General features: G+C 53.3%; 23 protein-coding genes and 1 tRNA gene. 14 read left to right on the top strand and 10 right to left on the bottom strand.

Annotation, left to right across the window (positions count from 1 at the left end; all coding sequences use genetic code 11):
* Positions 1-28 precede the first annotated feature (28 nt).
* The 3 genes from LRS56_05605 to LRS56_05595 form a co-directional block, all read right to left on the bottom strand.
* The gene (locus tag LRS56_05605) at positions 29-1993 is read right to left on the bottom strand and encodes a P-loop NTPase fold protein (GenBank protein WDU63993.1); all 1965 of its coding nucleotides are present in this window, start codon (positions 1991-1993) and stop codon (positions 29-31) included.
* 370 nt (positions 1994-2363) lie between these two features.
* On the bottom strand, positions 2364-3803 hold the full coding sequence (locus LRS56_05600; GenBank protein WDU63992.1) for a UvrD-helicase domain-containing protein: 1440 nt from the start codon (positions 3801-3803) through the stop codon (positions 2364-2366).
* The gene (locus tag LRS56_05595; protein WDU63991.1) at positions 3796-5523 is read right to left on the bottom strand and encodes an AAA family ATPase; all 1728 of its coding nucleotides are present in this window, start codon (positions 5521-5523) and stop codon (positions 3796-3798) included. Before LRS56_05595 ends, LRS56_05600 begins: the two co-directional genes overlap by 8 nt.
* Positions 5524-6624: 1101 nt before the next feature.
* Here LRS56_05595 and LRS56_05590 point away from each other — a divergent pair.
* The 14 genes from LRS56_05590 (at position 6625) to LRS56_05525 (ending at position 19406) form a co-directional block, all read left to right on the top strand.
* Positions 6625-6807, top strand: coding sequence for a hypothetical protein (locus LRS56_05590; GenBank protein ID WDU63990.1), 183 nt, complete (start codon positions 6625-6627; stop codon positions 6805-6807).
* Positions 6808-6953: 146 nt separating this feature from the next.
* Positions 6954-9158 carry a DNA-binding protein gene (locus LRS56_05585; GenBank protein ID WDU63989.1) on the top strand — a complete coding sequence of 735 codons (2205 nt, stop codon included), beginning with the start codon at positions 6954-6956 and terminating at the stop codon, positions 9156-9158.
* Positions 9159-9213: 55 nt separating this feature from the next.
* Positions 9214-9936 (top strand): ATP-binding protein, encoded by a 723-nt coding sequence (locus tag LRS56_05580; GenBank protein WDU63988.1) that lies wholly within the window; start codon positions 9214-9216, stop codon positions 9934-9936.
* Between the two features lie 26 nt (positions 9937-9962).
* Positions 9963-10538, top strand: a complete 576-nt coding sequence (locus LRS56_05575; protein ID WDU63987.1) for a hypothetical protein — start codon at positions 9963-9965, stop codon at positions 10536-10538.
* A 139-nt stretch (positions 10539-10677) separates the two neighbouring features.
* Positions 10678-11964 (top strand): AAA family ATPase, encoded by a 1287-nt coding sequence (locus LRS56_05570; GenBank protein ID WDU63986.1) that lies wholly within the window; start codon positions 10678-10680, stop codon positions 11962-11964.
* 23 nt (positions 11965-11987) lie between these two features.
* Complete coding sequence (locus tag LRS56_05565; GenBank protein ID WDU63985.1) at positions 11988-12680, top strand: ATP-dependent endonuclease; 693 nt, start codon at positions 11988-11990, stop codon at positions 12678-12680.
* A gap of 302 nt (positions 12681-12982) precedes the next feature.
* Positions 12983-13540, top strand: a complete 558-nt coding sequence (locus LRS56_05560; protein WDU63984.1) for a hypothetical protein — start codon at positions 12983-12985, stop codon at positions 13538-13540.
* Positions 13541-13759: 219 nt separating this feature from the next.
* Positions 13760-14275, top strand: coding sequence for a hypothetical protein (locus tag LRS56_05555; GenBank protein ID WDU63983.1), 516 nt, complete (start codon positions 13760-13762; stop codon positions 14273-14275).
* On the top strand, positions 14275-14874 hold the full coding sequence (locus tag LRS56_05550; GenBank protein WDU63982.1) for a hypothetical protein: 600 nt from the start codon (positions 14275-14277) through the stop codon (positions 14872-14874). Before LRS56_05555 ends, LRS56_05550 begins: the two co-directional genes overlap by 1 nt.
* Positions 14875-14903: 29 nt before the next feature.
* Positions 14904-15287 (top strand): hypothetical protein, encoded by a 384-nt coding sequence (locus LRS56_05545; protein WDU63981.1) that lies wholly within the window; start codon positions 14904-14906, stop codon positions 15285-15287.
* A gap of 136 nt (positions 15288-15423) precedes the next feature.
* Positions 15424-16380, top strand: a complete 957-nt coding sequence (locus LRS56_05540; protein ID WDU63980.1) for a hypothetical protein — start codon at positions 15424-15426, stop codon at positions 16378-16380.
* Positions 16337-17758: a hypothetical protein gene (locus LRS56_05535; GenBank protein WDU63979.1), complete on the top strand. Its 1422-nt coding sequence runs from the start codon at positions 16337-16339 to the stop codon at positions 17756-17758. Before LRS56_05540 ends, LRS56_05535 begins: the two co-directional genes overlap by 44 nt.
* A 114-nt stretch (positions 17759-17872) precedes the next feature.
* The gene (locus LRS56_05530) at positions 17873-18553 is read left to right on the top strand and encodes a hypothetical protein (protein ID WDU63978.1); all 681 of its coding nucleotides are present in this window, start codon (positions 17873-17875) and stop codon (positions 18551-18553) included.
* A 118-nt stretch (positions 18554-18671) separates the two neighbouring features.
* The gene (locus tag LRS56_05525) at positions 18672-19406 is read left to right on the top strand and encodes a hypothetical protein (protein WDU63977.1); all 735 of its coding nucleotides are present in this window, start codon (positions 18672-18674) and stop codon (positions 19404-19406) included.
* Between the two features lie 213 nt (positions 19407-19619).
* Here LRS56_05525 and LRS56_05520 read toward each other — a convergent pair.
* The 7 genes from LRS56_05520 to rpmI all read right to left on the bottom strand — a co-directional run bounded on the left by LRS56_05520 (position 19620) and on the right by rpmI (position 24541).
* A tRNA-Pro gene (locus tag LRS56_05520) sits at positions 19620-19696 on the bottom strand.
* Positions 19697-19786: 90 nt separating this feature from the next.
* On the bottom strand, positions 19787-20143 hold the full coding sequence (locus LRS56_05515) for a MerR family transcriptional regulator (GenBank protein WDU63976.1): 357 nt from the start codon (positions 20141-20143) through the stop codon (positions 19787-19789).
* Positions 20124-20426 carry an integration host factor subunit alpha gene (gene ihfA / locus LRS56_05510; GenBank protein ID WDU63975.1) on the bottom strand — a complete coding sequence of 101 codons (303 nt, stop codon included), beginning with the start codon at positions 20424-20426 and terminating at the stop codon, positions 20124-20126. Before ihfA ends, LRS56_05515 begins: the two co-directional genes overlap by 20 nt.
* A gap of 3 nt (positions 20427-20429) precedes the next feature.
* A complete protein-coding gene (gene pheT / locus LRS56_05505) occupies positions 20430-22808 on the bottom strand; it encodes a phenylalanine--tRNA ligase subunit beta (GenBank protein WDU63974.1) in 2379 nt (792 codons plus the stop codon).
* Between the two features lie 26 nt (positions 22809-22834).
* Positions 22835-23851, bottom strand: coding sequence for a phenylalanine--tRNA ligase subunit alpha (gene pheS, locus LRS56_05500; protein ID WDU63973.1), 1017 nt, complete (start codon positions 23849-23851; stop codon positions 22835-22837).
* A gap of 108 nt (positions 23852-23959) precedes the next feature.
* Positions 23960-24316 carry a 50S ribosomal protein L20 gene (gene rplT / locus LRS56_05495; protein ID WDU63972.1) on the bottom strand — a complete coding sequence of 119 codons (357 nt, stop codon included), beginning with the start codon at positions 24314-24316 and terminating at the stop codon, positions 23960-23962.
* A 30-nt stretch (positions 24317-24346) separates the two neighbouring features.
* Positions 24347-24541 carry a 50S ribosomal protein L35 gene (gene rpmI, locus LRS56_05490; GenBank protein WDU63971.1) on the bottom strand — a complete coding sequence of 65 codons (195 nt, stop codon included), beginning with the start codon at positions 24539-24541 and terminating at the stop codon, positions 24347-24349.
* Positions 24542-24588 lie beyond the last annotated feature (47 nt).

Genomic DNA, 24588 nt, shown 5'->3' with positions numbered 1-24588 from the left:
GGACCACCGTATGCCGTTGACGTCCCCATTACCGAACTCCTTTCGTGTCTTTCAGCGCCAACTCGGCAGTCTGTTTCAGCAACGGATTGTCAGTCAGTTTGCTCCATTGTGTGAGCAGCGCTTTCAGGCGCGCTACGCACTCCGTGTCCTTGATGACGCCTTGCCAGCCCCGAACGGCCCATGGCCCACACTTACTGCTCGGTAGAGCCTCTAGGAAGTCCATTAGTTTATTTTGAAGCCCAGGCTGCGCCTTGGCCAGTACGACAAGGCCATCTACACCCGCCGGCATGGTCTCAAAGGCACCAGCGCCCATGATTCGGGTACGCACTGCCTCGAAAACTTTGTCGGCTTCGGGCTGTACAAGAAGCTTCAGCTCGGCTTCATAGCCCTGCACCATCATTTTTCCACCGAACAATTTTTCCACCACGCTCGCCAAGTGTCCCAACACCGACACCGGACCGAAGTAGTCCTTTTTGTCCTTCGTCACGAAAAGATAGGGACGAAGATCAATCCCAGACAGCAGGGGCTTGACCTGCGCCCAGTCGCGTACCATTCCCGAAGAGCTCCACTCGGCAAATACGGCGCTCTCGGGAACCGGCAATACAGTTTCCATTGCAATGGAGCCTTTACCTGTGTGGGTCCCAAGAGGTTTGCTGTCAACCTTCGCACCGGAATCATCGACAGCAAGGCTCTTCTCAAGCGTCTCAAGATCCTCGCAGTGCCCCTTTGGGTGGACAGCCGCTACAAATGCGATCTGCTCAAACAGTCGCGGAATGAAGCGCTCAGCGAGCATCAGTTTGGCCAACACGGGCAAGGTGATGTCGTCACCGAATCCGCGCGCGGTGGCCATACGCTCTCGCAACAACAGCGTGTTGAGAAAACGCTTAATCTGGCGCGGATTGCCTTTGGCGCCACTTGCCAGGATGGGGCCGAGCTGGTCGCTAAGCACGAGGGCGTTGTTGGCTTTCTCTGCCTGCTTTCCTAGCGTCGATTTGATCGTCGCGGCATCAAGGCCAGCGTTCTCCCATGGTCGTTTTAAGCATTCGCGCGCGACAGCAATGAGCTTCGCGTAACCCGCATCCTCTTCACCGACCTCAGCCCCCGTCAACAACAGCGTCACGTATATCCGCGTTTCTGTTTCACCTAAAGCCGGGATGCGAAATGGCACCTGAATGAGTTTTTCTAGGTAATTTCGAGCGTAGTCACGCGGTCCCGTCGTTTCTGGTAAGTCCGGAAAATGCTTACGCACCGCATACTCGATCATCGCCTCATCAGCGGCGACAACGAAGGCGGTGCGCGCGGTGAAGACGAACAGACGAATTGCTTCGAGTGTTTCGATAGCAGTATCTGGTAAACAGCGGTCAAGATCATCAATCAAGACGATGAGCTGATTGATTCCGGCATCCTTCAAGAGCTTGTCAAAGGCCTTCCTAAAAGCTTCGACCTCCTCCGGAACGTTTTTTGTTTCAGCCGGCCTTAACATCGACTTCACGCCGTCGATTGCAGACGAGAGATTTTCTTTCGTCGCCAATTTAGCAGGATCGGCGAACATTCCTTCGAGCGTTCCCACGATGGCATTGATCTGGTCCGGAGTTGGGATGCCGGTAAATGCAGTGAGAGCCAGGCCTCCTGCACGCTTGGCAACCTTTAACCAATCAATTCGATTGAAGACATCCTTAACAGCCCCTCCAGCCTTCGTCAGAGCAGGACGTTTTTCAACCAGACCAGTAACTATCCCCTCGATCAGTGCGATCTTGGCATCTTCAAAGCCCTGGAAGCGCCAGCCGTTGAACTTGAGGCAAAGCACGTCGTCCTGTCCCAAAAAACCTGTCTCGATCATTTCCAAAACACTGGACTTTCCGGCGCCCCAATCTCCATGAACCCCAATCGTAACCGGGTGATCTGGCTTTTCACGCAACAACTCGATAATGGTTGTTGCGATCGCCTCATTGTTGAGCAAGTCAACTTTTGTTTCGTTGTCAGTCAGAATCACTCGCCTAGCTCTCCCAAGGTATTCCATTCAGAAATGCTGGCAGAAGGAAGCGGATACTAGTCAAAATCTCATCGCGCGATCCTTGCTGTCTAAGCACCAGGGTAATCTCCATTTGCGCCCTGCGCTCTATGACGCTCAAGATTGCAAATGTCTCAGTTCAGTTGCAGGACATAGACCTCCCCGTCATAACCATTCTTAAATGCATCATTCGGACCAATGAATTGCATTCGCTCTGACCACCCAATTGCATGGATATGACCAGCACTCACTAAGCTAAATGCCCTGCTGGGATAAAGTCCGTAGCGTTGAAGTTGTACTACTGGCTCGACCACAGAGTGCAGTCCGAAAAAGAACCTGCAAGCCATGGTTCTTAGACAATCCGAATGACAGGTTGCGAGCTGACGATTCTGATGGTTCTGGTTGCTCTTGTAAGGGCCACATACCAGTCCTTCGCGGACATATTGGCCGACTGCACTATCACTGCATGGTCGAATTCAAGCCCTTTCACTAGCAGCGTACTGCCGATGCAACGAAACGGCAGCTTGCGCCCCATATGACGTTGCCTATTCTGCACCTCCGCGACAGCGGACATTAGGGTATACCCCTCCACGGTCCCCCTCAGAATCAGCGCCGAGCGCATCGAGTAAAACATTTCGCGCCTGAACAGATATGTCCCCGGCATGGCTTTGAGAGCATCCAGGAACGTTACCGCTGCGTCCCCAGTGTTGGTGCTGATCAGCGAATCAATGACAGGAAACAATGGGGAAAATTTCATCCCGGCTCGACCTCCCTTGAGGCGAGAGGCAATGGCTTTTTCCATTGGGGTTTTGTCAGTACCCGTCATGCACTCACTGGCGAAATTCAGTAACGCGCCAAAAAGCTGCTGGCCCACAGCACCCTCGATTGCTTTTGCATTTTTGACCAGAGATTTACAGTTGATCGCTTCAATAGTGGAGAACGCTCTCTTTGAAAGCTTTTGCGCTAGTGATGCCCGGCTTGCCTCGTTGGTGCTATTCCCAATGACAACCACACTCTCACCGTCGTATATAGATTTCAGGCACTGCGCATAAATGACGGGCTGCTGATACATAGGATTATCAGGAAGCTCGAACCATTCGACACATGCCGGACCAGCCCTCAAATCGACTGCCATCCCAGCTTCAAGTTTTTTGCGTACATCTCGTAACCAATCAGCAAGGGGGGTGTTGTTCGATGCCTTCCACCGCCATGGTGTATTTAGCTCGGCTACCAAAGGGAACGCGGGATAAACCTCCGTCCCCCAGCTCACTGGATTCTGCCCTTTGAAATCAAAGATCGCTTGCAGTGGGTCACCGAAAATACAGGTGGAAAGTTGATTGGCTAAAAGACAAACCACCCGATGCTGTACAGGTGAGCAATCCTGGTACTCGTCTACAAACAAACCTTCGTAGGAAGCACCAATGATTTCGGCGACTGCCTTGGTCTGAAGGAGTCTCAGAGCGGCATCGTAGACGGCATTCCATTCTGCTGAAGTAGTCGGCCGAAGAGCTTTGATTTTTGAGCGTAAGGGAAACGAAGTGGCGAATCTTAAACACCAGCCTGCGATGGTCTCGACCTTGAACTTGTCACTAGGAACCGAGAGTTTGTTAAGTCTCGCGGTGATCGCATCTACCCCCGCGTGTGTATGCGTGAGAATTAAGCGCCGCTGACCTGAATAAGCCACCGCCCGTGCTATTTGCTCAGTTTTTCCACACCCCGCTGCGGCAACAATGCTTGCACGTTCCAAACCAGAAATGTACAGGCTGAGCGTATTCTCAGGCGACTCAAGCATCGATCCACTTCCGCAGATCGGAGATGATATTCGCGAAGGGCGTCACGTCGTGGGGAGGAAAATGGTTCACGATTATTTCCCCTAAACCTTCCCCTCTGGTGATGTCCTTGAACCAGCTTTCCTCCTTCGCTGTTTTGCCCAAAGCAAGTCTGAAATTAGGCTCATCTCTCCAAGGAGGCAGGGCTAGGTCACCAATCTGGTCGATGCCCATGACTTTCAGTGTTTTGTTAATACCAGTCAAGATACTGTCGGTGCTGGCACACCCACTCGCGTATTTTACTGCGGCCTCAACCCCGCCCCACGGCAAGTCAATAAACAGGCGTTCTTCAGTTGAATATTGTCCTGGCCACTGAAGGCATATAGCGCCTTTGGCCTGGGCTCTCGCCATTGCGGCGGGGTTTGGCGGCTCGTCGGAGTCGAGCAACATCAACACCTGATAACCGAGGTCACAAAGATGCTCGGCGATCACCGGGGCACTGTCTTTGCCTGAACCATTGACCGCGACAACGCCTTGGGCGGCCAACGAGTCCATTCCTCGTTCAACCCAGCAGTTATCAAGGCCACGAACAATGCCTTGCTCTGTCCGACCTTCTCCGACAACGATTCGTCTGGCGAGGAACGCTTCTGGTGCACCTCGCAGGTGCCGTTGTGCGGTGCCTAGCTTCCGTACTGCCGCGGATATGGATTTAACTTCGGTAACACCGGCAGATGACCTGACAGAAAAAATATCCTCTGCCTTCAGTTCGCAAATTACGACTGGTGAGTGCGTGGTGATGAATATCTGTGCCTGACTCGCCCCTTCGCCTGCCGGAGCCGTTTTCAGAAGCTTCAGCAACCTGGCGATTCGATGAGGCTCAAGACCAAACTCAACCTCATCGATCATCGAAATATGTTGGTGGCCTACCTCGTGCTGGAGAGCAGACACAATCAACCGGGAGGAACCGGTGCCAAGCATGCGCAGTGGTAAACCATCATCATGCAGAGAAACACCTCCAGCGGTGATGTTCACCCCATCGACGTCTAAAGCCGCAGCATAGGCGCCCCTAGCCGGTACGGAAAATTTCCTGCTCAGAATCTCCACGCGATCGATTACTGACTTGAAAATATTCTGATTGGTGTTGCCGAAAGCTTTCCTGGCAGCTCTTCCGGCATCAGCCAGCTGGAGCGAATACCCACTGTTGCATTCCCCCACTCGCGTCAATACAGATGACCGTCCCCAAGCTAAGTGTCGCTCTGCATAAGGGCCGAGACGTGTAACTGACAGCAGTTTCCAGTCTTTATAACGCAAGGTGGGAGGGTCTTTCTCGGCTGCGTTTATCCGATCGTTATAAAGCGACCAACGAGCCTCGAGTGATGCGTCAATAGTCATCCGTAGCGATAGGGCGTAGTACAGTCCCTCGTCTGGCTCGTCTTCAATTTTTAGCGTTTCGGCATTCCACCCTCGCATATGCATCCCATAACGCTCTTCAGACAGGAATGCCGTGGGCAGGTCTACGAGCGTCACCATGATATCGACTGGTTTCGAGGTGTCCAAATTATAGAAATCGCAGTCGTCTGCCAGCGTATAAGGCTTCGGGTGAAGACAAAGCTCAATCGCATCAAGTATGGAGGTTTTTGTCGAGTCGCCGGGACCGATCAGACAGTTCATGCCTGGAGCGGGTGACCAATGAAGAGATTCAATCCCGCGAAAATGCTCAATATCGACTGAAACGATGCGCATGACATTTCCCTATGCCCGTTGATGGCATTTTGCTCAACAGTATCCAAATGACGTCAGAACTACTAGCGATCTGTTTAACGACACGCAGTCGGAGAACCTCATCGCGGTGGGCTGTCTGGTGATCGGCCCAATTACAATTTCATTCACGCTGCCCTGGCGATTGAAACTGTGGATATCCTGCTCTAGCCACTTCTCTGCTCCCGAGAGGCGCTCGCCGTCCTTTATGGCGATCCAACAAGCACGGTACTTACCGTAAAGGGATCCTGGATAGTCCGCGGCAGGAGCCTGCGCGACTTTCTCCTTTACTCAAGCGTTAAGCAGTAAAACAACCACGCCTTTCAGGTGGTGTGAGTTAGTGACAGCTTTGGCACCGGTGAGGAGGTCGGCGGGAAGAAACGGGATTATCCGAGACAAATCGAGCCAAGCCAGGTAGATCAAGGGTTTCCGGAGAGAACCTCCTTCCAATTCCCCTCTGAATCAGTGCCAAAGACGCGCTAAGCGGAAAAAGAGGATTATCAGCAAATTTGTATGCGTTTAGCGGGCTCTTTGGCACACCGACCTCATAAGCCTGGAGTTACCGGAACGCCCGAGAACTAGGCGCTTCAGCTCTCTCCTGCCTAGTAAATTGGCTCCTTTTCTAGCAGCAGAAAAGGAAACGAACATCTTTTCAGTTTCCATCGTTTCGTTTTAACAACAACCTATTGTTTTATATGGTTTTTTTAAGAGCCTAGATTTACGAATCAGATGATCAGAAACGGACGCAAAAAGAAACGGATGCAACGCTCTTCCCGAGTAACGTTCCTATCCCCTACGGAACGTTAGCTCTTGCCGATCACATGGGAAACGGCTAATGTCCACAAGTCGCTGCATATCAGCGACCGGGTTTGACGGCCCGAGCAAGTTGGCGCATAAGCGCCCACCATTCGACAGCAGGCGCTTTTTTTGTGCCTGCCGTTTCGTGTTATGGCGGCTGTGCGTGGGGCACCTTCGGGTGCGCTGGGTGCCAACTTTCCCGGTCCGTCAACCCGCGCACAGCTGCCACCCTAAATCGTTTGACGGCGATTGGTGACAGCTCCACATATTAAGTTGGAGCAACACCCCATGAAGCAACATACCCGAAATCCGTCCGCGCTTAGCCGCGCAGCAGCCCTCAGAGCGATGGCTCTCTCCGCTCTGCAAGCAGACTCTTCACTTTCCGTACGCCTTGGTCGTTACAACGCCGCTATGGAAAAGGCGCGTGCTCTTGAATCAAGCCACGATGTTGCGGAGGTGACCCATGGCTAACTTCAAGCCTCTCGACTCCAACTCACAAGGGTCTTCAAACCCAGTCCTTTACTTCAATGACAGTGCAACTCGACGGGATCTGATGGACGCCGCTGACTGGCGTCTAGGTGCCGTTAAAGACCTGCTTTCTGTACTGAGCGTTTGCAATGCAGATGACACTGGGGCTCGGGACATCGCGAAGGTTTCGCGTGCTCTACAGCTACTCGTTGAAGATGCTGACTCTCTATACCAGGCCGCTCGCCAAGCAGCATAGCGATAGCTACAGGCCCTGGCGCCAATGGCACCAGGGCCTGTCGTCCGGTAACGAAGCAGGAGGTCTGCTGATGCAAAGCTGGTACACCGCCAAAGAGCTCGCCGGTTTAACTGGCATGCCAAAAACGACTCAGGGCGTTAGGAAAGCTGCATCGCGTGCGGGCTGGAAAAGCCAACGTAGGCAAGGCTCAAAAGCACAGGAATTTCCATTCGCTCAATTTCCGGTTGATACCCAAACAGCGCTAATTGCCCGTTCAGTCGCAACGCTGCAAACGTCACCGAGTGCCAATACCCACCAAAATTTATTAGAGCGTGACACCGTTTTTCCGTCACGTTTAAACGAAGGTCAACGCTCTGTAATGATGGCCCGCCTAGCCTTTGTGCGCGAGATCGAGCGATTGAATCACGCCATCAGTCAGCAACACGCCATCGAGACTCTAGTAAGTCTGGCGAAAGCCGACCAACTCAGCACATACCTGACCGGCCTCGTGGAACGGGCGAACAACCGTAAATCCGGCGAGCGATCCTTGAGCGAGCGCACGCTAAAACGCTGGCTGGCCCACTATCGTAAACAGGGTGAAATCGGGTTGGCTCCAGCACGCCGCCAGAAAGATTTGAGTCTACCAATATGGTCGGCGGCATTCCTAACCTGCTATCAGCGCCCGACCAAGCCCAGCGTCGAAGCGGCTTATGCCGAGTTCGCCCTCAAGCATCCAGCCGACCGCCCGAGTATTCATGTCGTCCGCCGCTTCCTTAATAAGTTGAGCGCCGAAGCCCGTGAGCGCGGCCGTCGCTCCCCGCAGGAGCTCAAGGCCCTGCAACCCTTCAAGCGCCGGACCACTAAAAACCTGCTGCCATGCGACGTGTTTACCGCCGACGGCCATAAGTTCGACGCAGAGGTCTTGAACCCGCGCACCGGAAAGCCATACCGCCCGGAAGCAACCACCGTCCTCGATGTCGCCACCCGCAAGGCCGTTGGTATTTCCATTGGTGAAGCCGAATCGACCATCGGTGTTATGGACGCGCTACGCGATGCCATGAAGCACGGCATGTTCGCCTTCTTCTACGTCGACAACGGTTCAGGCTTCGCCAACGACACTGTCCGCGAGGTAGTCGACCGCCTGGGCGGCACCATGACCCATGCTTTGCCTTACAACAGCCAAGCACGAGGTTTAATCGAACGCTCTCACCAAACAATATGGGTCAACGCTGCCAAGAAACTAACCAGCTACATTGGCGCGGACATGGACAAACACGCCGGGATAAAGGTGCATCGGATTGGCCGCAAAGAACTGCGCGAAACCGGAAAAACCCGCCTGATTCCAACCTTCGCCGAGTTCATGTCGGGGGTCGAATATGAGATCGAAACTTACAACAACTGCCCGCATCGGGGACTGGCAAAGTTCCGCGATCCGCTGACTGGCAAGATTCGTCACATGAGCCCAAATGAGGCCTGGAGCGCAGCCATTGCCGCTGGCTGGGCACCGATTGTGGCACCCGCCGAGTTGTTGAATGACCTGACACGCCCGCAAGTTATCCGCCCGACACGTCGCGGCGAAGTTACCTGGGCCGGAGAAACCTATTTCCTGGACGCTTTGCGTAACTTTCAGGGCGAGCAAATTTGTCTGGCATACGACGTGCGCGATTCATCCCGCGTTTGGGTCCGCACGCTGGATGGGGAGTTGATCGGCGAAGCAATCCTCGACGGTAATGCCAGCGATTACATGCCGAAATCCATGATTGAAAAGGCCTACGATAAACGCGAGAAAGGCCAGGTGAAACGCGCAGTGGACAAGCTGGAAACGCTGACCGGCAGCCGCGTAGAAATGATCACCACCTCCCCTGCTCCATCCGCCGACATCGGCGCCGAGCAACTGGCCGACGCCCAGCGATTTGCCGCAAGCCTTACGCCTCCCAAAACCAGCAGATTCGAATTACCTAATGACCCGATTGGTAGGTATCGACTGTGGGAAGCACTCAACAGGCGCCTCCAAGCCGGGGAGATCCTCAACGAAGAAGAAGGTTTATGGCATGAGCGATACCCGCGCCATCTCGACTTTACCGCCATCAAGCGGATGTATGAGCACACCAACTCGTAGGGCCATTCCCCACGCCGATGGCCGATAGCACTAAAACAGCATAGAGAAGCACCGAATGAGCGCACCGAAGATAGTCCCCCTGACGAACGTCGGCTTGCTAGCCAGCGCAGTTGAGCGGGCTATGGCCCGGCCATCCAACTTACCCGGATTAGTGGTGATGTACGGTGCTAGCGGGCTAGGCAAAACCGTGGGAGCAACATTCGCAGCGAACATCTATCGCGCCTACTACGTCGAGTGCCGGGACACTTGGACAAAGAAGGCCTTTCTCGCTGCCGTTTTGCGGGAAATGACGATAGTGCCAAGCCGCACCATGTCGGAGATGGTTGATCAAATCGCAGATCAATTGTCACGGAGCGGGCGCCCTCTCATCGTCGACGATGCACAGTACCTTCTAGAGAAGGCAGCGGCCAACGTCCTGACGGACATCTATAACGCCAGCCACGGGACCATTGTTCTGATCGGAGAAGAGCGCGTACCGTTCAGCCTAGCCAAGCTTGAGCGCCTGCATAATAGGGTTTTGGAGTGGGTGCCAGCACAACCTGCCACACAGGAAGATTTGCGAACGTTGTCAGCCGCCTGCTATCCGCACCTCCAAATTCATGACGACGTTCTTGAAGACCTACGAAAAGCCGTGCGTGGCTGCTTACGTCGAGTGGTGGTAAATCTTTACCGACTTCAATCCGAAGCCCTAGCGTTCGGCTGGGACTCTGTTGATAGCGCGCAGTGGGGAGACCGTGGCTGGTTCACCGGCGAGGCACCATTGCGGAGAACACTCTGATGGGCATTGGCCGGAAGCCCGCGCACATGGTCATTCGGGACGGTAAAAGCAATCGTCAGCGTGTGTGGGAAATGATTAGAAAGTATCCTGAGGGTATTAGTTGTTACACCATCAGTCGCCGTACTGACCTCAACGATGAAACCGTTCGGACATACGTAAGCAGCCTGAGGAAAGCTGGCTATTTGGAACGCGGCGATGGTATTGGGGATCAAGCAGAATTCAAGCTAGTTCGTGATGTGGGCACCGAGGCACCCCAGGTTCGATTGGACGGCACTCCAAGCCAACAAGGTCGCGGCACAGAGGCAATGTGGCGCACGCTCAGGATGCTGGACGAAGTCAACGCTACCGAGCTCGCGATGTACGCCAGTACAGCGGCAGCCACGAGCATTGCAACAGCAAAAAATTATCTCAAGTGGTTGAACTGGGCTGGTTATCTGACCGTTGTCACTCCCGCGCAACCTGGGAAGCAAGCGCGCTATTGCCTTGCGCATGGTATGTACACAGGGCCAATTGCACCGATGATTCAACGTCGAGGGCAGGTCTTCGATCCTAATCTCGGAAAGGTCGCGTTTGTCCGGAAAACGAAACCGGTCGATAAGTAACCAACGCATATTGGGCTCCCTGAGCGCCGGTAGATCTTTCAGATAATCCACCGCCATATATGCCCTGCTACCCTATGTGATACCACCGTGCCCTCGGGTACTATCGCTAGTCAGGGTACTCAACATAGGGAGAGAAGCAGTGATCCTCACATCCGCGCAAGTCGGGCCGTTCCGTTCCATAAACACAATTCAAAACGTCGAAATCGACCGAGACGTAACCGTTTTGGTAGGCATGAACGAAGCCGGGAAAACTGTTTTTCTCAAGGCGCTGCATAAGTCTCAGGATGCTTTAGGTAAGGAGAAATTTAACCCTACCGATGATTATCCGCGTAAAGATTACACCTCCTACATGAAACGTCATGCGGAGAATCCTGAGGCGGCAACACGGCTGACGTATAAGTTAAAAAAGGAGGAAGTTGATCAGATTAACAAAAAACTCAAAACAGACATTTCACCAGACTTTACCTTTTCAGTAACTCACTCATACGACAACAAAAAAACAATTGAATTAACTGTCGATGAGGCCCCGGTGGTACAAGCACTGGCCCTCACGGCCGGATTAAGCAGTGACGCATCAGCAATAATAAAAAACTGCAAAAACTTGAGACAAGCACTTTCTGAACTTAAGGAGATTGATGCGAACGAGGCGGATAGCACTTTTTTAGGGGTTCTAGAAAAACGCGCTTCAGCAACAGATTGGGAAAGTGTCGTTGAGTACGAAACATGGAGCCACTTATCAAGTCGACTCCCTAAATTCCTTTACTTCAGTGATTACGACCTACTACCAGGCAAGCTCAACCTAAAAGATCTGGCAAGCCGTGTAGCAAACGCCAAGGCCGACCCGAGCAACGCAAACAAACAAATACAATCAAAACATCAGGCGGTTCTGGCACTGCTTCGTATGGCAGATGTAGATATGGATGATTTTTCTGGAAGCACTGGATACGAGGAGTTAAAGGCAAAAGTTGAAGCAGTCTCAATAAGTCTCACAGATCAAGTTTTAGAGTTCTGGAAACAAAATGAAGACTTAGAGGTCGAGGTCGATATTCGTTCCGACGCAAATGACGAAGCACCATTTAATGATGGCCCAAACTTATATTTACGAATTAAAAACCGCCGCCATCGAGGAGTAACAACTCCTTTTGATCAGCGCAGCAGAGGGTTCATTTGGTTCTTCAGCTTCTTAGTTTGGTTTGATAGTGTACAACAACAAGTAGATCCTTCAGGAGCACCAAAGCACAGCCAACTGGTCCTGCTCCTGGATGAGCCGGGTCTTGCATTGCACGCTTTAGCTCAAGCGGACTTCTTACGCTACATTGATAATCTCGCAAAAGACCATCAAGTTATCTATACAACTCACTCGCCGTTCATGGTGAACTCAAACCGCCTTCACCAAGTACGCGTAGTTGAAGACAAATCACCATAGGTGGAACTATAGTTTCTGACAATTTGTCAGGCTCTGATGCTCGGACTATCTTCCCACTTCAAGCTGCGCTGGGTTGGAGCGTTGCTCAAAATCTTTTCATTGCAAATAAAAACTTGTTAGTTGAAGGACCATCTGAACTCGCATACCTACTGACGGCCTCAGCCATTTTAGAGACTTGCGGTGACGAAAGCCTGTCCTCGGACGTAACTATCGTTCCGGTTGGAGGCCTAAGCAATGTTGCAACTTTCGTGTCCTTGTTAGGTGCAAATGGCCTTGAAGTCGCAGTGCTTCATGACTTCAGCGGAAAACCTGAACAGAAGCTTGATGGATTAATTCAGCAAAAACTGCTGACAAAAAAATCCGTATTTAATGTTTCCCAATTTCGCGACGCATCGAAATTCGGCCAGAACACCGTTCCAAGCGACATCGAAGATCTTCTACCCACTAAGCTTTACCTTGAATACTTCAACAGGGCCTATGCGAAAGAACTGAAAGGTGTCCCCATACTCGAATCCGATCTGCCGGAAAGCGACCGCGTTGTACATCGTATAGAGCGAGCTCTAGAAAATAAGGACATTAAAGTACGCCCCTCGGGCGGCTTCAATCACTACGCGGTCGCTGCAGCTTTCTCCACCACTCCTCCAGAAACACTTGATGAGGTCACGCGCCTGAGGTTCGGAGCCCTTTTCAAGTCGATCAATGACGTTTTCAGCTAATAAATTACTGCTCGGCATTTTCAGCCGGTCCGCTCCCCGCCGACCGGCCTTACTTACCAAAAAACCTAATCTGCCTACAGAGCGATTTGAGACGCGCAAACCTCTAAGCTAACCGCTGACCTATCCGACTTGCGATCACCGTTTCTAACGCGGGTCTAACGCCCTTTACGGCCATCCAATATGAGCTGGCCTTTCCGATACAGCCACATAAATGAATCTAGGGCTGTCGAGCGGCTTGCATCCAGATGGATGTCACCTACATTGAATGATGGCGCTTTGCCTTGCTTAGGGAGGGGACAGTTATGAAATTTTCAAAAATACTGCTAGCTACAGGAGTTAGTCAGATTTTGGCTGGATGCTCTGGGCATATCTACGTAATGGACCGCGATCAGGCCATCCAAAACTTCGGAAGCGAGAAAGATAAGAAAAGATATGTTGGGATTCCTTTTAGTCCCTTGCGAGAAAGAATTCAAACCTACTATCTGGATAGAATTTTAGACAAAGACGGAAAGGTTATCAGGATTTATACCGGCACCTCTGAAGATTCCAAAGATACAGCTTGTAATCTTGTAGAAGTAAAGGAAGCACAGATAGCTCCGGATGTTGACCCACTAAAAACCAGGTACATTGCTTACGATCCGGGCTGGCTCGAAACTTCAACTTTTGGCGTTGAATTAGATAACGGAGTGATTACAAAGGTAAACAGTTCATCAACTCCCGGCGTGAAGGTGGCTGCGGACGCACTTTCAACTATCGTGCCTGCGGTTCGACTAGCAACCAAGGGGGAATCACTAACAGACGCTACTGATTATGCTTCTTGTACAGCGGGAAGACTTATACGCCCCGCCGACAAACCTTAAAGCCAATAGATCGTTGGTGAACTCCAGAGAAGATCCGATTGATTCGAACTTCTACCACTTCACTCCGGCCCGGAGGTTTCAACCACGTCAATGCTCATTGACCAACATCACAGCAATCAGGTTACACATGTTTTTGGGTGACATTGGCGCGCAAAAACTAACATAGCGTAGGAAAAGATACGATTTAAGCAAGGCTTGATCGGAGTTCAAACAACTAACATGAGCTCTTCCGTACAACCAACCCGAAATGGCATCCCGAGAGGTGCCATTTTTTATTTCGGCGGCACGAAAGTTAAATTTAACGAGATGACTGATACCTTCTTTCATATCGACGAAAGCATTTTGATAGAGGGAAGAGATATGCAGCAAGACGAAGGTAGTACGCAGAGTAAAACCGCCCCACCTAAATGGGAGGGGACGATGTTAGAGATGCTCGAGGTAGTAGAGCACTCGATCTCAGCACAACCAGATAAGGAACGCTCGCCACAATCCCTGGCACGCGCAGTAGTTTTAGGACTATGCAGAACCTTCGGCGGTGCAGTTTTTTATTTGCCAATGGGGGCGGCTGCGGAACGGAAGGCGCGGGACTTTGATATTTATACGTCATGGAAGAATAAAGTTCCTATACCGCAACTGGCTAAAGATTATCGCCTAGGCAGTCAGGCCATCTATGAAATCATCGCACGCGAAAGAAAAGCAGCAACTCTTAAAAGTCCTGAGCAAGGTCAACCTTAATGAAACCCATCAATTGCGACAAAACCAAGCTGGATTTAATTCCCGACTTAGCAAAAGCTGCACTTGATGCAATCAAAGCATCAAGAGAGCGAATCAATTTAGAGATTGAAAGTATTACCGGGCAGATCGTTTCTATTGAGAAAGAAAAAAGCAAATCGAAAAACGGGCTTGTTTCCTTGGAAGACTACAGCGCGTTCCTTCTTCAAGAGATTCAGGGGCGTGCGGACAATTACGCGCGCCTTTGGCTAGGCACACGACATTCGTCTCAATCAGGGCGTGCGGCTGGACCTCAACACAGTGTTATGCGCTGGCCAGATTTTGAGCAAACTGAGGTCGGAAAACTGCTAAGCGAAGTACTTAAGCCTGACGTAACAAGTGATGCACTCTGCTTTCTGTTTCCTGATGTGATGCATGATCGACTCATGACATGTCTACGTGCGGGGAGCGCGGGCAAATGGGCAACATGCGGCGAAGTTAGCATCGCGAAACGCCGTGACGAACTCCAATCAATTGAAGACCAAATAGCCGAGCTTAAGGAACAACGAGACAGCCTGTTCCAACAACTCAACGACATTAACAACGCCGTGCAAATACGTTAATTCCATTACCCCCTTTTATAGGCCTGAAGATGACTAATCAAGATAAACGCTGGGAAGGTTTGACGATTGATGGTGAATTGTCGGCTGGAGTGTACTACGCCGGTGTAAGACACAAACACTTCACACTGCGAATCCCAATGGCGGGAGACATCATTAATGTACAGATCGAGCATCCCGAGGGAACGATTCACGTCGCCACCTTGGCGATACTACATAAACAGTTGGTGTCCTTGGGAGATATTCCCCCTGAGGCGCTGACCTATGAGCTGCTACATGCCGAACTGTCGGAGAGCGATTTGAGCCTCCTAAGTGATGCCGATGAAGCATTGGAAAAAAAGCTCAAACTGCCGAGCCTGGCAGCAGAGATTGGCGACAAGTCGAGCACGCCCTCATCCGGCACGGATATCAATTAAGTGAGATCCATGGAATGTCCCGAGCACAGCTCGGGACGGTGATCGATTTAATTGTGGGTAAACCGAAGACTGGCAAGCGGTATATCAGCCAGCGCAAACCTATTCAGAAAATGAAGAAAAAACCAGGAGGCATATGATGTCGAGTGATCTACGCGTCGCGTTGCGAATTCAGGCGAACTCGGGAAACAGTCGGCGCGAGATCAACGCATTAAATCGTGATCTACGCCAAGCTGGTAAGGACGGCGCTAAATCTCTAGCGAACGAAAGCCGAAATGCACAGGTAGCAGTCTCTGGCATTGGTCGAGCGGGAGTTGCCAGCTATCGGGCGATCCGTCAAGGCATGCGGGACAGCACGCAGGGTGGCCGTGACTTCCGTACTCAGGTGACGCAAAGCACTGCAAGCATGAAGCAACTTGCGCAAGCCGCACGAGCGGCAGCGACTCAAGTTAAAGAGAATCTGCGGAGCGCTGACCGGGAGGGTGTACGTCCTCTAGGTGTTGGCGTGGATCGCGCCAGTACCAGCTTTCGAGAGTTGGCGAGAGCAGCTTCAAACTCTGGACGGATCATCAAAAATGTTTCGGCTATGGCTCGCACAGAGTTCAACCGCATTAGAGGTGTGATGGCGAGTACCAATGGGATGGTTGCCGGTGCAGGGCTCGGTATTGGCGCAGCAGCATCCATAGGGTCAGCCGCTCGCACGGAGCGTCAAGTGATCCAGTTAGGCCAAACGGCTGACATGACACCTGCACAGCGCCAGGAATTCAAAAAAGAGGCGTTCCGCGTAGCCAAAGCCTATGGCAACGATCCTGATGCAATCCTGACGGGTGGCGCCGCCTTGTTGGCCGGTGGCCTCAGTCCAAAAGCTGCAAAATCAAGTATTGATGCTATCGGTCAAGCGAATGCATTACGGGGCGCAGACCCTACGGTGCTAGCCGGGGTTGGCATGGCGGCTAAAGAGGCATACGGATTTGATTTGGAGAACCCTAGCGCAATGCTTGAGATCCTTCAGAAAATGACTATTGCCGGTGATGCCGCGAAAGCCGAATTGGGTGACTCTGGGCGATATTTTCAACAAGGTCGGCGCCAATGCTAGTGCAGCAGGTTTCAAGTTTAGCCAGTCGCTTGGCCTAATTGAATCGTTGTCCAACGTCGAGCCCAACGCTGACAACTTGCGCACCATGGTGGGCAACTTTCTCACCGTATTTAACACCGGGTCGTACCAGAAACAAATTACCGAGAAGACCGGCACAGAGTTTTTCAACAAGGACAAGAGTCGTCGCGATCCCTTTGAGGTCATCGCGGAGCTGAAACGAAAGTACGAAAAAATGCCGAACGATAAGAAGCGTGCAGAGTTTTGGAACGTCGCGTTCAAGAGTATGGATCGTGAAGCGGTTACAGCTTGGCGCTGGATGCTGTCCGGTGATCGTGAGTCCAACATGCACACGATTTCCAGTAAGACCGAGAACGGGGGGCCGATTTTCAATCAGCAACGCAAGGAGAACACCGAGAGTGCCACCGGCACAGCTGGGCGTATGCGGGCCACCTTGCGTGACGCCACGGATCGAATGGCGCAGCCTATCAATAAAGCGTTTGCCAGCATGGGCACATACCTTCTTGATGACTTGAACATGTCGGGCGAACAACTGCTTGGCCTGGGCGCGGCGACGGCAGCGGGCAGTTATTACGCTGGGAGAGGCCTCAAGAAAGGAGCTGGTGCGCTACTCAGTAAATTGCCAGGGTTCGATAACCCATTGAACACCCTTAAGGGTATTGCCGTAGGCAAGGCGCTTGAGGAGGCAACTGGTGTTACCTCCGTATACGTTACTAACTGGCCGAGCAATATGGGCACAGGAATAGGTGACCTAGGGGTCGCAGCGGCAGAGGTACTTGGCGGCAAGGGCAAAGGTGGTGCTATCGCGAGAGTGGTAGGAGCAGTCGGCGCGGGGCTGTCAGCTCGCGGAGGGTCAATGCTGCTGAGAGCCATACCGGGGATTGGAGCGGGATACATGGCATTAGACATGACTCAATATGCGCCAACGGCCTCCCCGCAAGACGACGCCACCAGGCTGTCTCAAGCGGAGCGAAGCAAGATGCTGAATGCCAGCCAGAGAGAATACTACGGCGCCTTCTACCGCAATCGAATGACCCTAAAAGATCAAAATCCAGATGCAACCGACAATTGGGTCTCGGCTCAAGCTCGACGACTGGCTCAGCAAGATACGGGCTTGACTGCCCAGGGATCGACAGTCGCGAGTGCGAATGAGTGGGCGCGCAATCAGGCGAATACGTTACTAGGAGGTGCCTTTAGCACTCAGGCTGGAGGCTCCTCACTTGTCGGTTTGAATGAGGCAATTGCTCGATTCAGGGCCGCTCTTGATAAGCCAATTTCATTTGATATACGCCTTGATCGCGAGGAACTGTTCCTAGAATTTGAGCGCAGAGTCGGAACACAAGTCCGGAGAGGTCAATAACCGCAGATGAGACTAGACGCTTGGTAGAACTGCTTCGCTACGTAATGTGATGAAAGCATGCATCAACGGCTAAGCCGCTCACACACGGAAACACATCATATTTTAGGAAAACGTATGCTGGCGAAAGCTTCATTAGATGTAGATATCGCGGCGAGCCTAATAAACGGACAAGCGCCAGAATGGGTAGAGCTAATTCCTGCGGGCCCAAAGGTCACTGGCCGTGACGGTAGATCGTGGGTTTTCGACCAAGCGTCTGGCCAATTGGTCACCACGGCCTTTGTTGGTCGATCTATCGATGTTCCTATTGACTGGGAGCATGCTACACAGCGACGCGCTCCGCAGGGCCAGGAGGCCCCCGCAGCAGGTTGGATAACAGTTTTGCAGCTGCGTATCGGCGCACTATGGGGAAAAGTCTCTTGGACACCTCGAGGAAGGGCCCAGGTAGAAGCCCGAGAGTATCGATACCTTTCTCCGGTATTTGATTACGAAACGGAGACAGGCCGTATCGTGGCCCTTGTGTCGGCAGGATTGGCCAACAAGCCGAATCTTCTGCTCACTGCTCTGAATAATGAGCAGTTCGGCCGGAACGTCGAACGCAAAGCGACAACGATGAACGCAGAGGAAAGGCGCGTCGCACAGATGTTCGGACTCTCAGATTTGGAATTCACCACTACACGTGATGGGGCACCAGATGTAGTGGGCGGTGCCAGCTTGAGTCAGCTAGAGCTGGGCGTAATCCGCACGCTAGGCGTAGACCAGGCTGACTACCTGAAGACCAAACTCGAAAGCTTTTAAAGCTAAACGAAATCACGGATGGCTGTGTCCCTCCCTATGAATCAAGAATACACGACGCCTAACGCGTAGCTCTACGCTAGGACCACACCGCCCAACAACAGCTTGCTAGAGTAATGATATGAAAAAACTCAAAAACCCACTCACCTTGCTGGTTTTGATCATTGTTGCAGCATCGTTCAGTGCCCCTTTTGGAACACCGCAACTGGCAGCTTTCGCGAAAGATTTTTTACCCGCTGTAGCGACATTGATCGCCGCTTATGTCGGAGCATGGTATGGAGCAACCTTGGTACGAGATGCGGCCCAAGAGGACGAGAGAAAAAGGCAAATAGGTGCTGGCGCACGCGCCATGTTCACGCTGTGGCGCCAGATAAATATTGTCGCTCAGATACAGATGGACTTTGTGGATGACTATCGCGACAACCCTTCGGTAGTAATATCACTCCCCCCTATAGACTATCCATTGGATGAGCCGCCGAGGATAGATCTAGATAGCCTTGCGTTTTTTCTTGACCTGGGAAATGCGGGGATACTGGAAGCGCTGGTCATTGCCGAACAGAACTTCCTTCATGCGATAGACGTGGTCCGGACCCGTTCGACACTGCACTATGTGGAAGTGCAGCCAATCCTCGAAAAGATCATCCCAAATGGCGGAACGATCACGCACGGCTCTTTAGAGCAAGCGCTTGGTCCACGACTGTTCTCACAATTGATAGACCAGACGAAACGTCTGATTTTCAGAGTGGATAGATCAATTGAGGATTTGGATAAAGTGGCTGAAGAACTCTACACGGCGCTGAAAAAAGGGTTTCCAGACGCAAAATTTCCTCGACCGTCAAAACCAGCATCTGAGTGACACCGTTGAGGTGCCAAAAACTGCGCAAAATTCAGTGTTTCTAAAGCGAGCACCCAGTGCCAAACATCCTGCAAGGCGGTGCCAAATCCGACACCAACTTACAGGTGGCAACGCTATTTAGATCCAAGAAATTCGTGGGAGTAAATGTGGGAGTAATTTCCAAGACATGAAAAAGCCCAACCTTTGCAGATTGGGCTAAGTCATTGAAAAATATGGTCGGGACGGAGTGATTCGAACACTCGACCCCTAGCACCCCATGCTAGTGCGCTACCGGACTGCGCTACGCCCCGACTAGGCGTGTTACTGGGTTTGCTTCGCAACGAAGCGATCAGGAATATACCGCAAGCTTTTGAAATGTGGAAGTATTTTAAAAGCCTGTATCACTTCTTCAAAACCACCAGTACATCTTCGAGTTCGGAGATCATCTGGCGGATCAGTTGCTTGTACTGGGTGGTGTCGTCTTTGGCTTCATCACCGGACATGCGCTGACGCGCACCGCTGATGGTGAACCCCTGATCGTACAACAACGCACGGATCTGTCGGATCATCAGCACATCCTGGCGCTGATAATACCGACGGTTCCCGGTGCGTTTGACGGGGTTGAGTTGAGGAAACTCCTGCTCCCAATAGCGCAGCACGTGCGGTTTTACCGCACAGAGCTCGCTGACTTCACCAATGGTGAAGTAGCGTTTGCCTGGGATGACGGGTAGCTCGTCGTTATGACTTGGTTCCAGCATAAGCCTCAACTCGGGCCTTCAACTTCTGCCCTGGACGAAAGGTGACCACACGGCGAGCCGTGATCGGGATTTCTTCTCCCGTTTTTGGATTGCGGCCAGGCCGCTGGCGTTTGTCCCGCAGGTCAAAATTGCCGAAACCGGACAATTTGACCTGCTCGTTGTCTTCCAGAGCGTGTCTGATCTCTTCAAAAAACAGCTCGACCAATTCCTTGGCCTCGCGCTTGTTCAGACCCAACTCTTCGTACAGACGTTCCGCCATCTCAGCTTTCGTCAAAGCCCCCATACGTCACTTCCTTAACGTGGCGTTCAACCTTTGTTCGAGCGAGGTGAGGATATTTTGTGTCGTGGTATTCACCTCATCGTCATTAAGAGTGCGCGATGGATGCTGCCAGGTCAAGCCAACTGCAAGGCTTTTTCTATGCGGATCAATGCCTTTACCCTGATAGACGTCAAATAGCCTGAGGTCTGTCAGCCATTCCCCTGCATTTTCACGGATTACATCCAGGACGTCAGTGGCGGCTACTTCACGGTCAGCGATCAAGGCCAGGTCACGACGCACTTCAGGGAAGCGCGACAACTCGCTGAATTTAGGCATCTTGCCCGAAGCGACTTCGGCCAGTACCAGCTCAAATACGAAGACCGGACGGTCCAGACCGAGGGTTTTCGACAGCTCCGGGTGAATCGCACCAACGAAGCCCACCAGGCGCCCTTCGCGCTCGATGCGTGCCGTCTGGCCCGGGTGCAACGCCGGGTGACTGCCAGGTACAAACGTGAAGGCGTCCAGTGCGCCGGCGAAACCCAGTACTGCTTCCACGTCAGCTTTAACGTCGAAGAAGTCCACGGCATCGCGACCTTGCGCCCAACCTTCCGGCAGGCGGCTACCGCATACAACACCGGCAAGCATCGGCTCTTGCTTCAAACCGTCGAGTTGCCCGACAAAACGCAGGCCGCTTTCGAACATGCGCACGCGATCTTGCTGACGGTTCAGGTTGTGCGAAAGTGCCTTGACCAAACCCGGCCACAGCGACGAGCGCATGGCCGCCATGTCGTTGGAGATCGGGTTCGCCAGCAACAGCGGCTCGACGCCCGGGTTGAACAACTCGAACTGCTTCGGATCGATGAAGCTGTAGGTCACCGCTTCCTGGTAGCCACGGGCAACCAGCAGGCGACGCAGCTCAGGCAGGTGCGCACGCGCTTCAGCCTTGGGTTGCGGTGCCAGGCGCGCCTGCGGGTAACGCACCGGCAGACGGTTGTAGCCGTACAGACGGGCCAGCTCTTCAATCAGATCGACTTCCAGGCTGATATCGAAGCGATGGCTTGGCACTTCAACCTGCCACTGCCCTTCCCCACCGGCAGAAATACCCAGGCCGAGGGCCGACAGCAGTTGCTCGATCTCCGCCGGCTCAATCACCAGGCCAAGCATTTGCTCGACGCTTTTGGCGCGCAGGGTGATTGGCGCAACGGACGGCAGGTGCTGCTCGCTGACGGTTTCGGTGATCGGCCCAGCTTCGCCACCGGTGATTTCCAGCAGCAGGCCGGTGGCACGCTCCATGGCTTCACGGGCGAGCTTCCAGTCCACGCCGCGCTCGTAGCGGTGCGAGGCATCGGTGTGCAGGCCGTAGGAGCGGGCCTTGCCGGCGATGGCGATCTGGTCGAAGAACGCGCTTTCGAGGAACACATCACGCGTAGTCGCGGACACGCCGCTGTGCTCGCCACCCATCACGCCGGCAATCGCCAGGGCGCGGGAATGGTCGGCGATCACCAGGGTATCGGCGCGCAGGCTGACTTCCTGGCCATCAAGCAATACCAGCTTCTCGCCCTCTTCAGCCATGCGCACGCGGATGCCGCCATTGATTTCGGCCAGATCGAAGGCGTGCAGCGGTTGGCCGAGTTCGAGCATCACGTAGTTAGTGATGTCGACAGCAGCGTCGATGCTGCGCACATCGGCGCGACGCAGGCGCTCAACCATCCACAGCGGGGTCGGCTTGGACAGGTCGACGTTACGGATCACACGGCCGAGGTAACGCGGGCAGGCGTTTGGCGCCAGCACTTCGACCGAGCGCACCTCATCGTGCACCGCCGCCACAGCGGCAACCACTGGACGGGTGACGGCTGCGTTGTACAACGCCCCGACTTCACGGGCCAGGCCGGCCAGGGACAGGCAATCGCCACGGTTAGGCGTCAGGTCGACCTCGATGCTGGCGTCTTCCAGCTCCAGGTACACACGAATGTCCTGGCCCACAGGCGCGTCGGCCGGCAGTTCCATCAGGCCGTCGTTGCCCTCGCCCACCTGCAGCTCAGCCTGGGAGCAGAGCATGCCATTGGACTCGACACCACGCAGCTTGGCTTTCTTGATCTTGAAGTCGCCCGGCAGCTCGGCGCCGATCATCGCAAACGGGATCTTCAGGCCCGGGCGCACGTTGGGCGCTCCGCACACGACCTGGAAGGTTTCTGCGCCATTGCTGACCTGGCACACACGCAATTTGTCGGCATCAGGGTGCTGCTCGGTGCTCAGCACCTCGCCCACCACTACACCGCTGAAAACACCGGCGGCCGGCGTCACGCTATCGACCTCAAGGCCGGCCATCGACAGACGAGCAACCAGCTCGTCGCGACCTACCTGCGGGCTTACCCAGCCACGCAGCCATTGTTCACTGAATTTCATCCTGCTCTCCTAAAGATTCGTTACGACTAGCGAAATTGCGCGAGGAACCGCAAGTCGTTGTCGAAGAACAGACGCAAGTCGTTCACGCCGTAACGCAGCATGGCCAGACGCTCAACGCCCATGCCGAAGGCAAAGCCCGAGAATTCTTCCGGGTCGATCCCGGACATGCGCAGCACGTTAGGGTGAACCATGCCGCAGCCCATCACTTCCAGCCAGCCGGTCTGTTTGCAGACACGGCAGCCTTTGCCGCTGCACATCACGCATTCCATGTCGACTTCAGCGGATGGCTCGGTGAACGGGAAGAACGAGGGGCGGAAGCGCACCGCCAACTCCTTCTCGAAGAACACCCGCAGGAACTCTTCGATGGTGCCTTTGAGGTCGGCGAAGTTGATATCGCGATCAACCAGCAGGCCTTCGACCTGGTGGAACATCGGCGAATGGGTGATATCCGAGTCGCTGCGATACACACGGCCTGGGCAGACGATGCGGATCGGCGGCTTGTTCGCTTCCATGGTGCGGACCTGTACCGGCGAGGTATGGGTGCGCAGCAGCATGTTCGCATTGAAATAGAAGGTGTCGTGCATCGACCGGGCCGGGTGATGGCCTGGGATGTTGAGCGCCTCGAAGTTGTGATAGTCGTCTTCGACCTCAGGGCCTTCGGCGATGCCGTAGCCGATATGGGTGAAGAACTGCTCGATACGTTCCAGAGTCCGGGTGATCGGATGCAGACCGCCCGACGCCTGGCCACGGCCAGGCAAGGTTACATCAATGGACTCGGCGGCGAGCTTGGCCGCAAGATCGGCCTCCTCGAGCGACGCCTTGCGCGCATTGAGAACCTCTGTGACACGCTCCTTGGCGACGTTGATCAGCGCACCGACTTGCGGACGCTCTTCAGCCGGCAAATTCCCCAGGGTCTTCATCACCTGAGTCAATTCACCCTTTTTGCCAAGGTAGTGAACCCGGATTTGCTCCAGGGCATTGATATCTTCAGCGCTTTGCACAGCCTCAAGAGCTTGAGCGACGAGCGCGTCCAGGTTTTCCATGTACAGACTCCAGATACAAAATAGGGGAAGAGCTTGAAGGCTCTTCCCCTATTTATGACGTTTACCACCGAAGGCTACGGAGCAGCCCAGGGTGACTGTCGGGGGTACTTAAGCCAAGGTGGCTTTAGCTTTCTCGACAATCGCAGCAAACACCGCTTTTTCGTTCACGGCCAGTTCAGCCAGAACCTTACGGTCGATTTCGATGGACGCTTTTTTCAGGCCAGCGATGAAACGGCTGTAGGACAGACCGTTAACACGTGCACCAGCATTGATACGAGCGATCCACAGAGCGCGGAACTGACGTTTTTTCTGACGACGGTCACGGTAGGCGTATTGGCCTGCCTTGATTACCGCTTGCTTGGCAACACGGAATACGCGTGAACGCGCGCCGTAGTAGCCTTTAGCAAGTTTCAGAATTTTTTTGTGACGCTTACGGGCAATGACGCCACGCTTTACACGAGCCATGAGTTACTTCCTCTATTCTTGATCCAAAAATTAACGAAGGCGCAGCATGCGCTCGACTTTTGCCACGTCAGACGGATGCAGCAAGCTGCTACCGCGCAGTTGACGCTTACGCTTGGTCGACATTTTGGTCAGGATGTGGCTCTTGAAAGCGTGCTTGTGCTTGATACCGTTAGCAGTTTTCAGAAACCGCTTAGCAGCACCACTTTTAGTCTTCATCTTTGGCATGTTCGGATACTCCGCATTCAGTTGATAAACATAATCAGAAGGCCTGC

The sequence above is a fragment of the Pseudomonas poae genome (assembly GCA_028869255.1).
Lineage (GTDB): Bacteria > Pseudomonadota > Gammaproteobacteria > Pseudomonadales > Pseudomonadaceae > Aquipseudomonas > Aquipseudomonas poae_C.
This window is presented reverse-complemented; position numbering and strand designations above follow the sequence as displayed.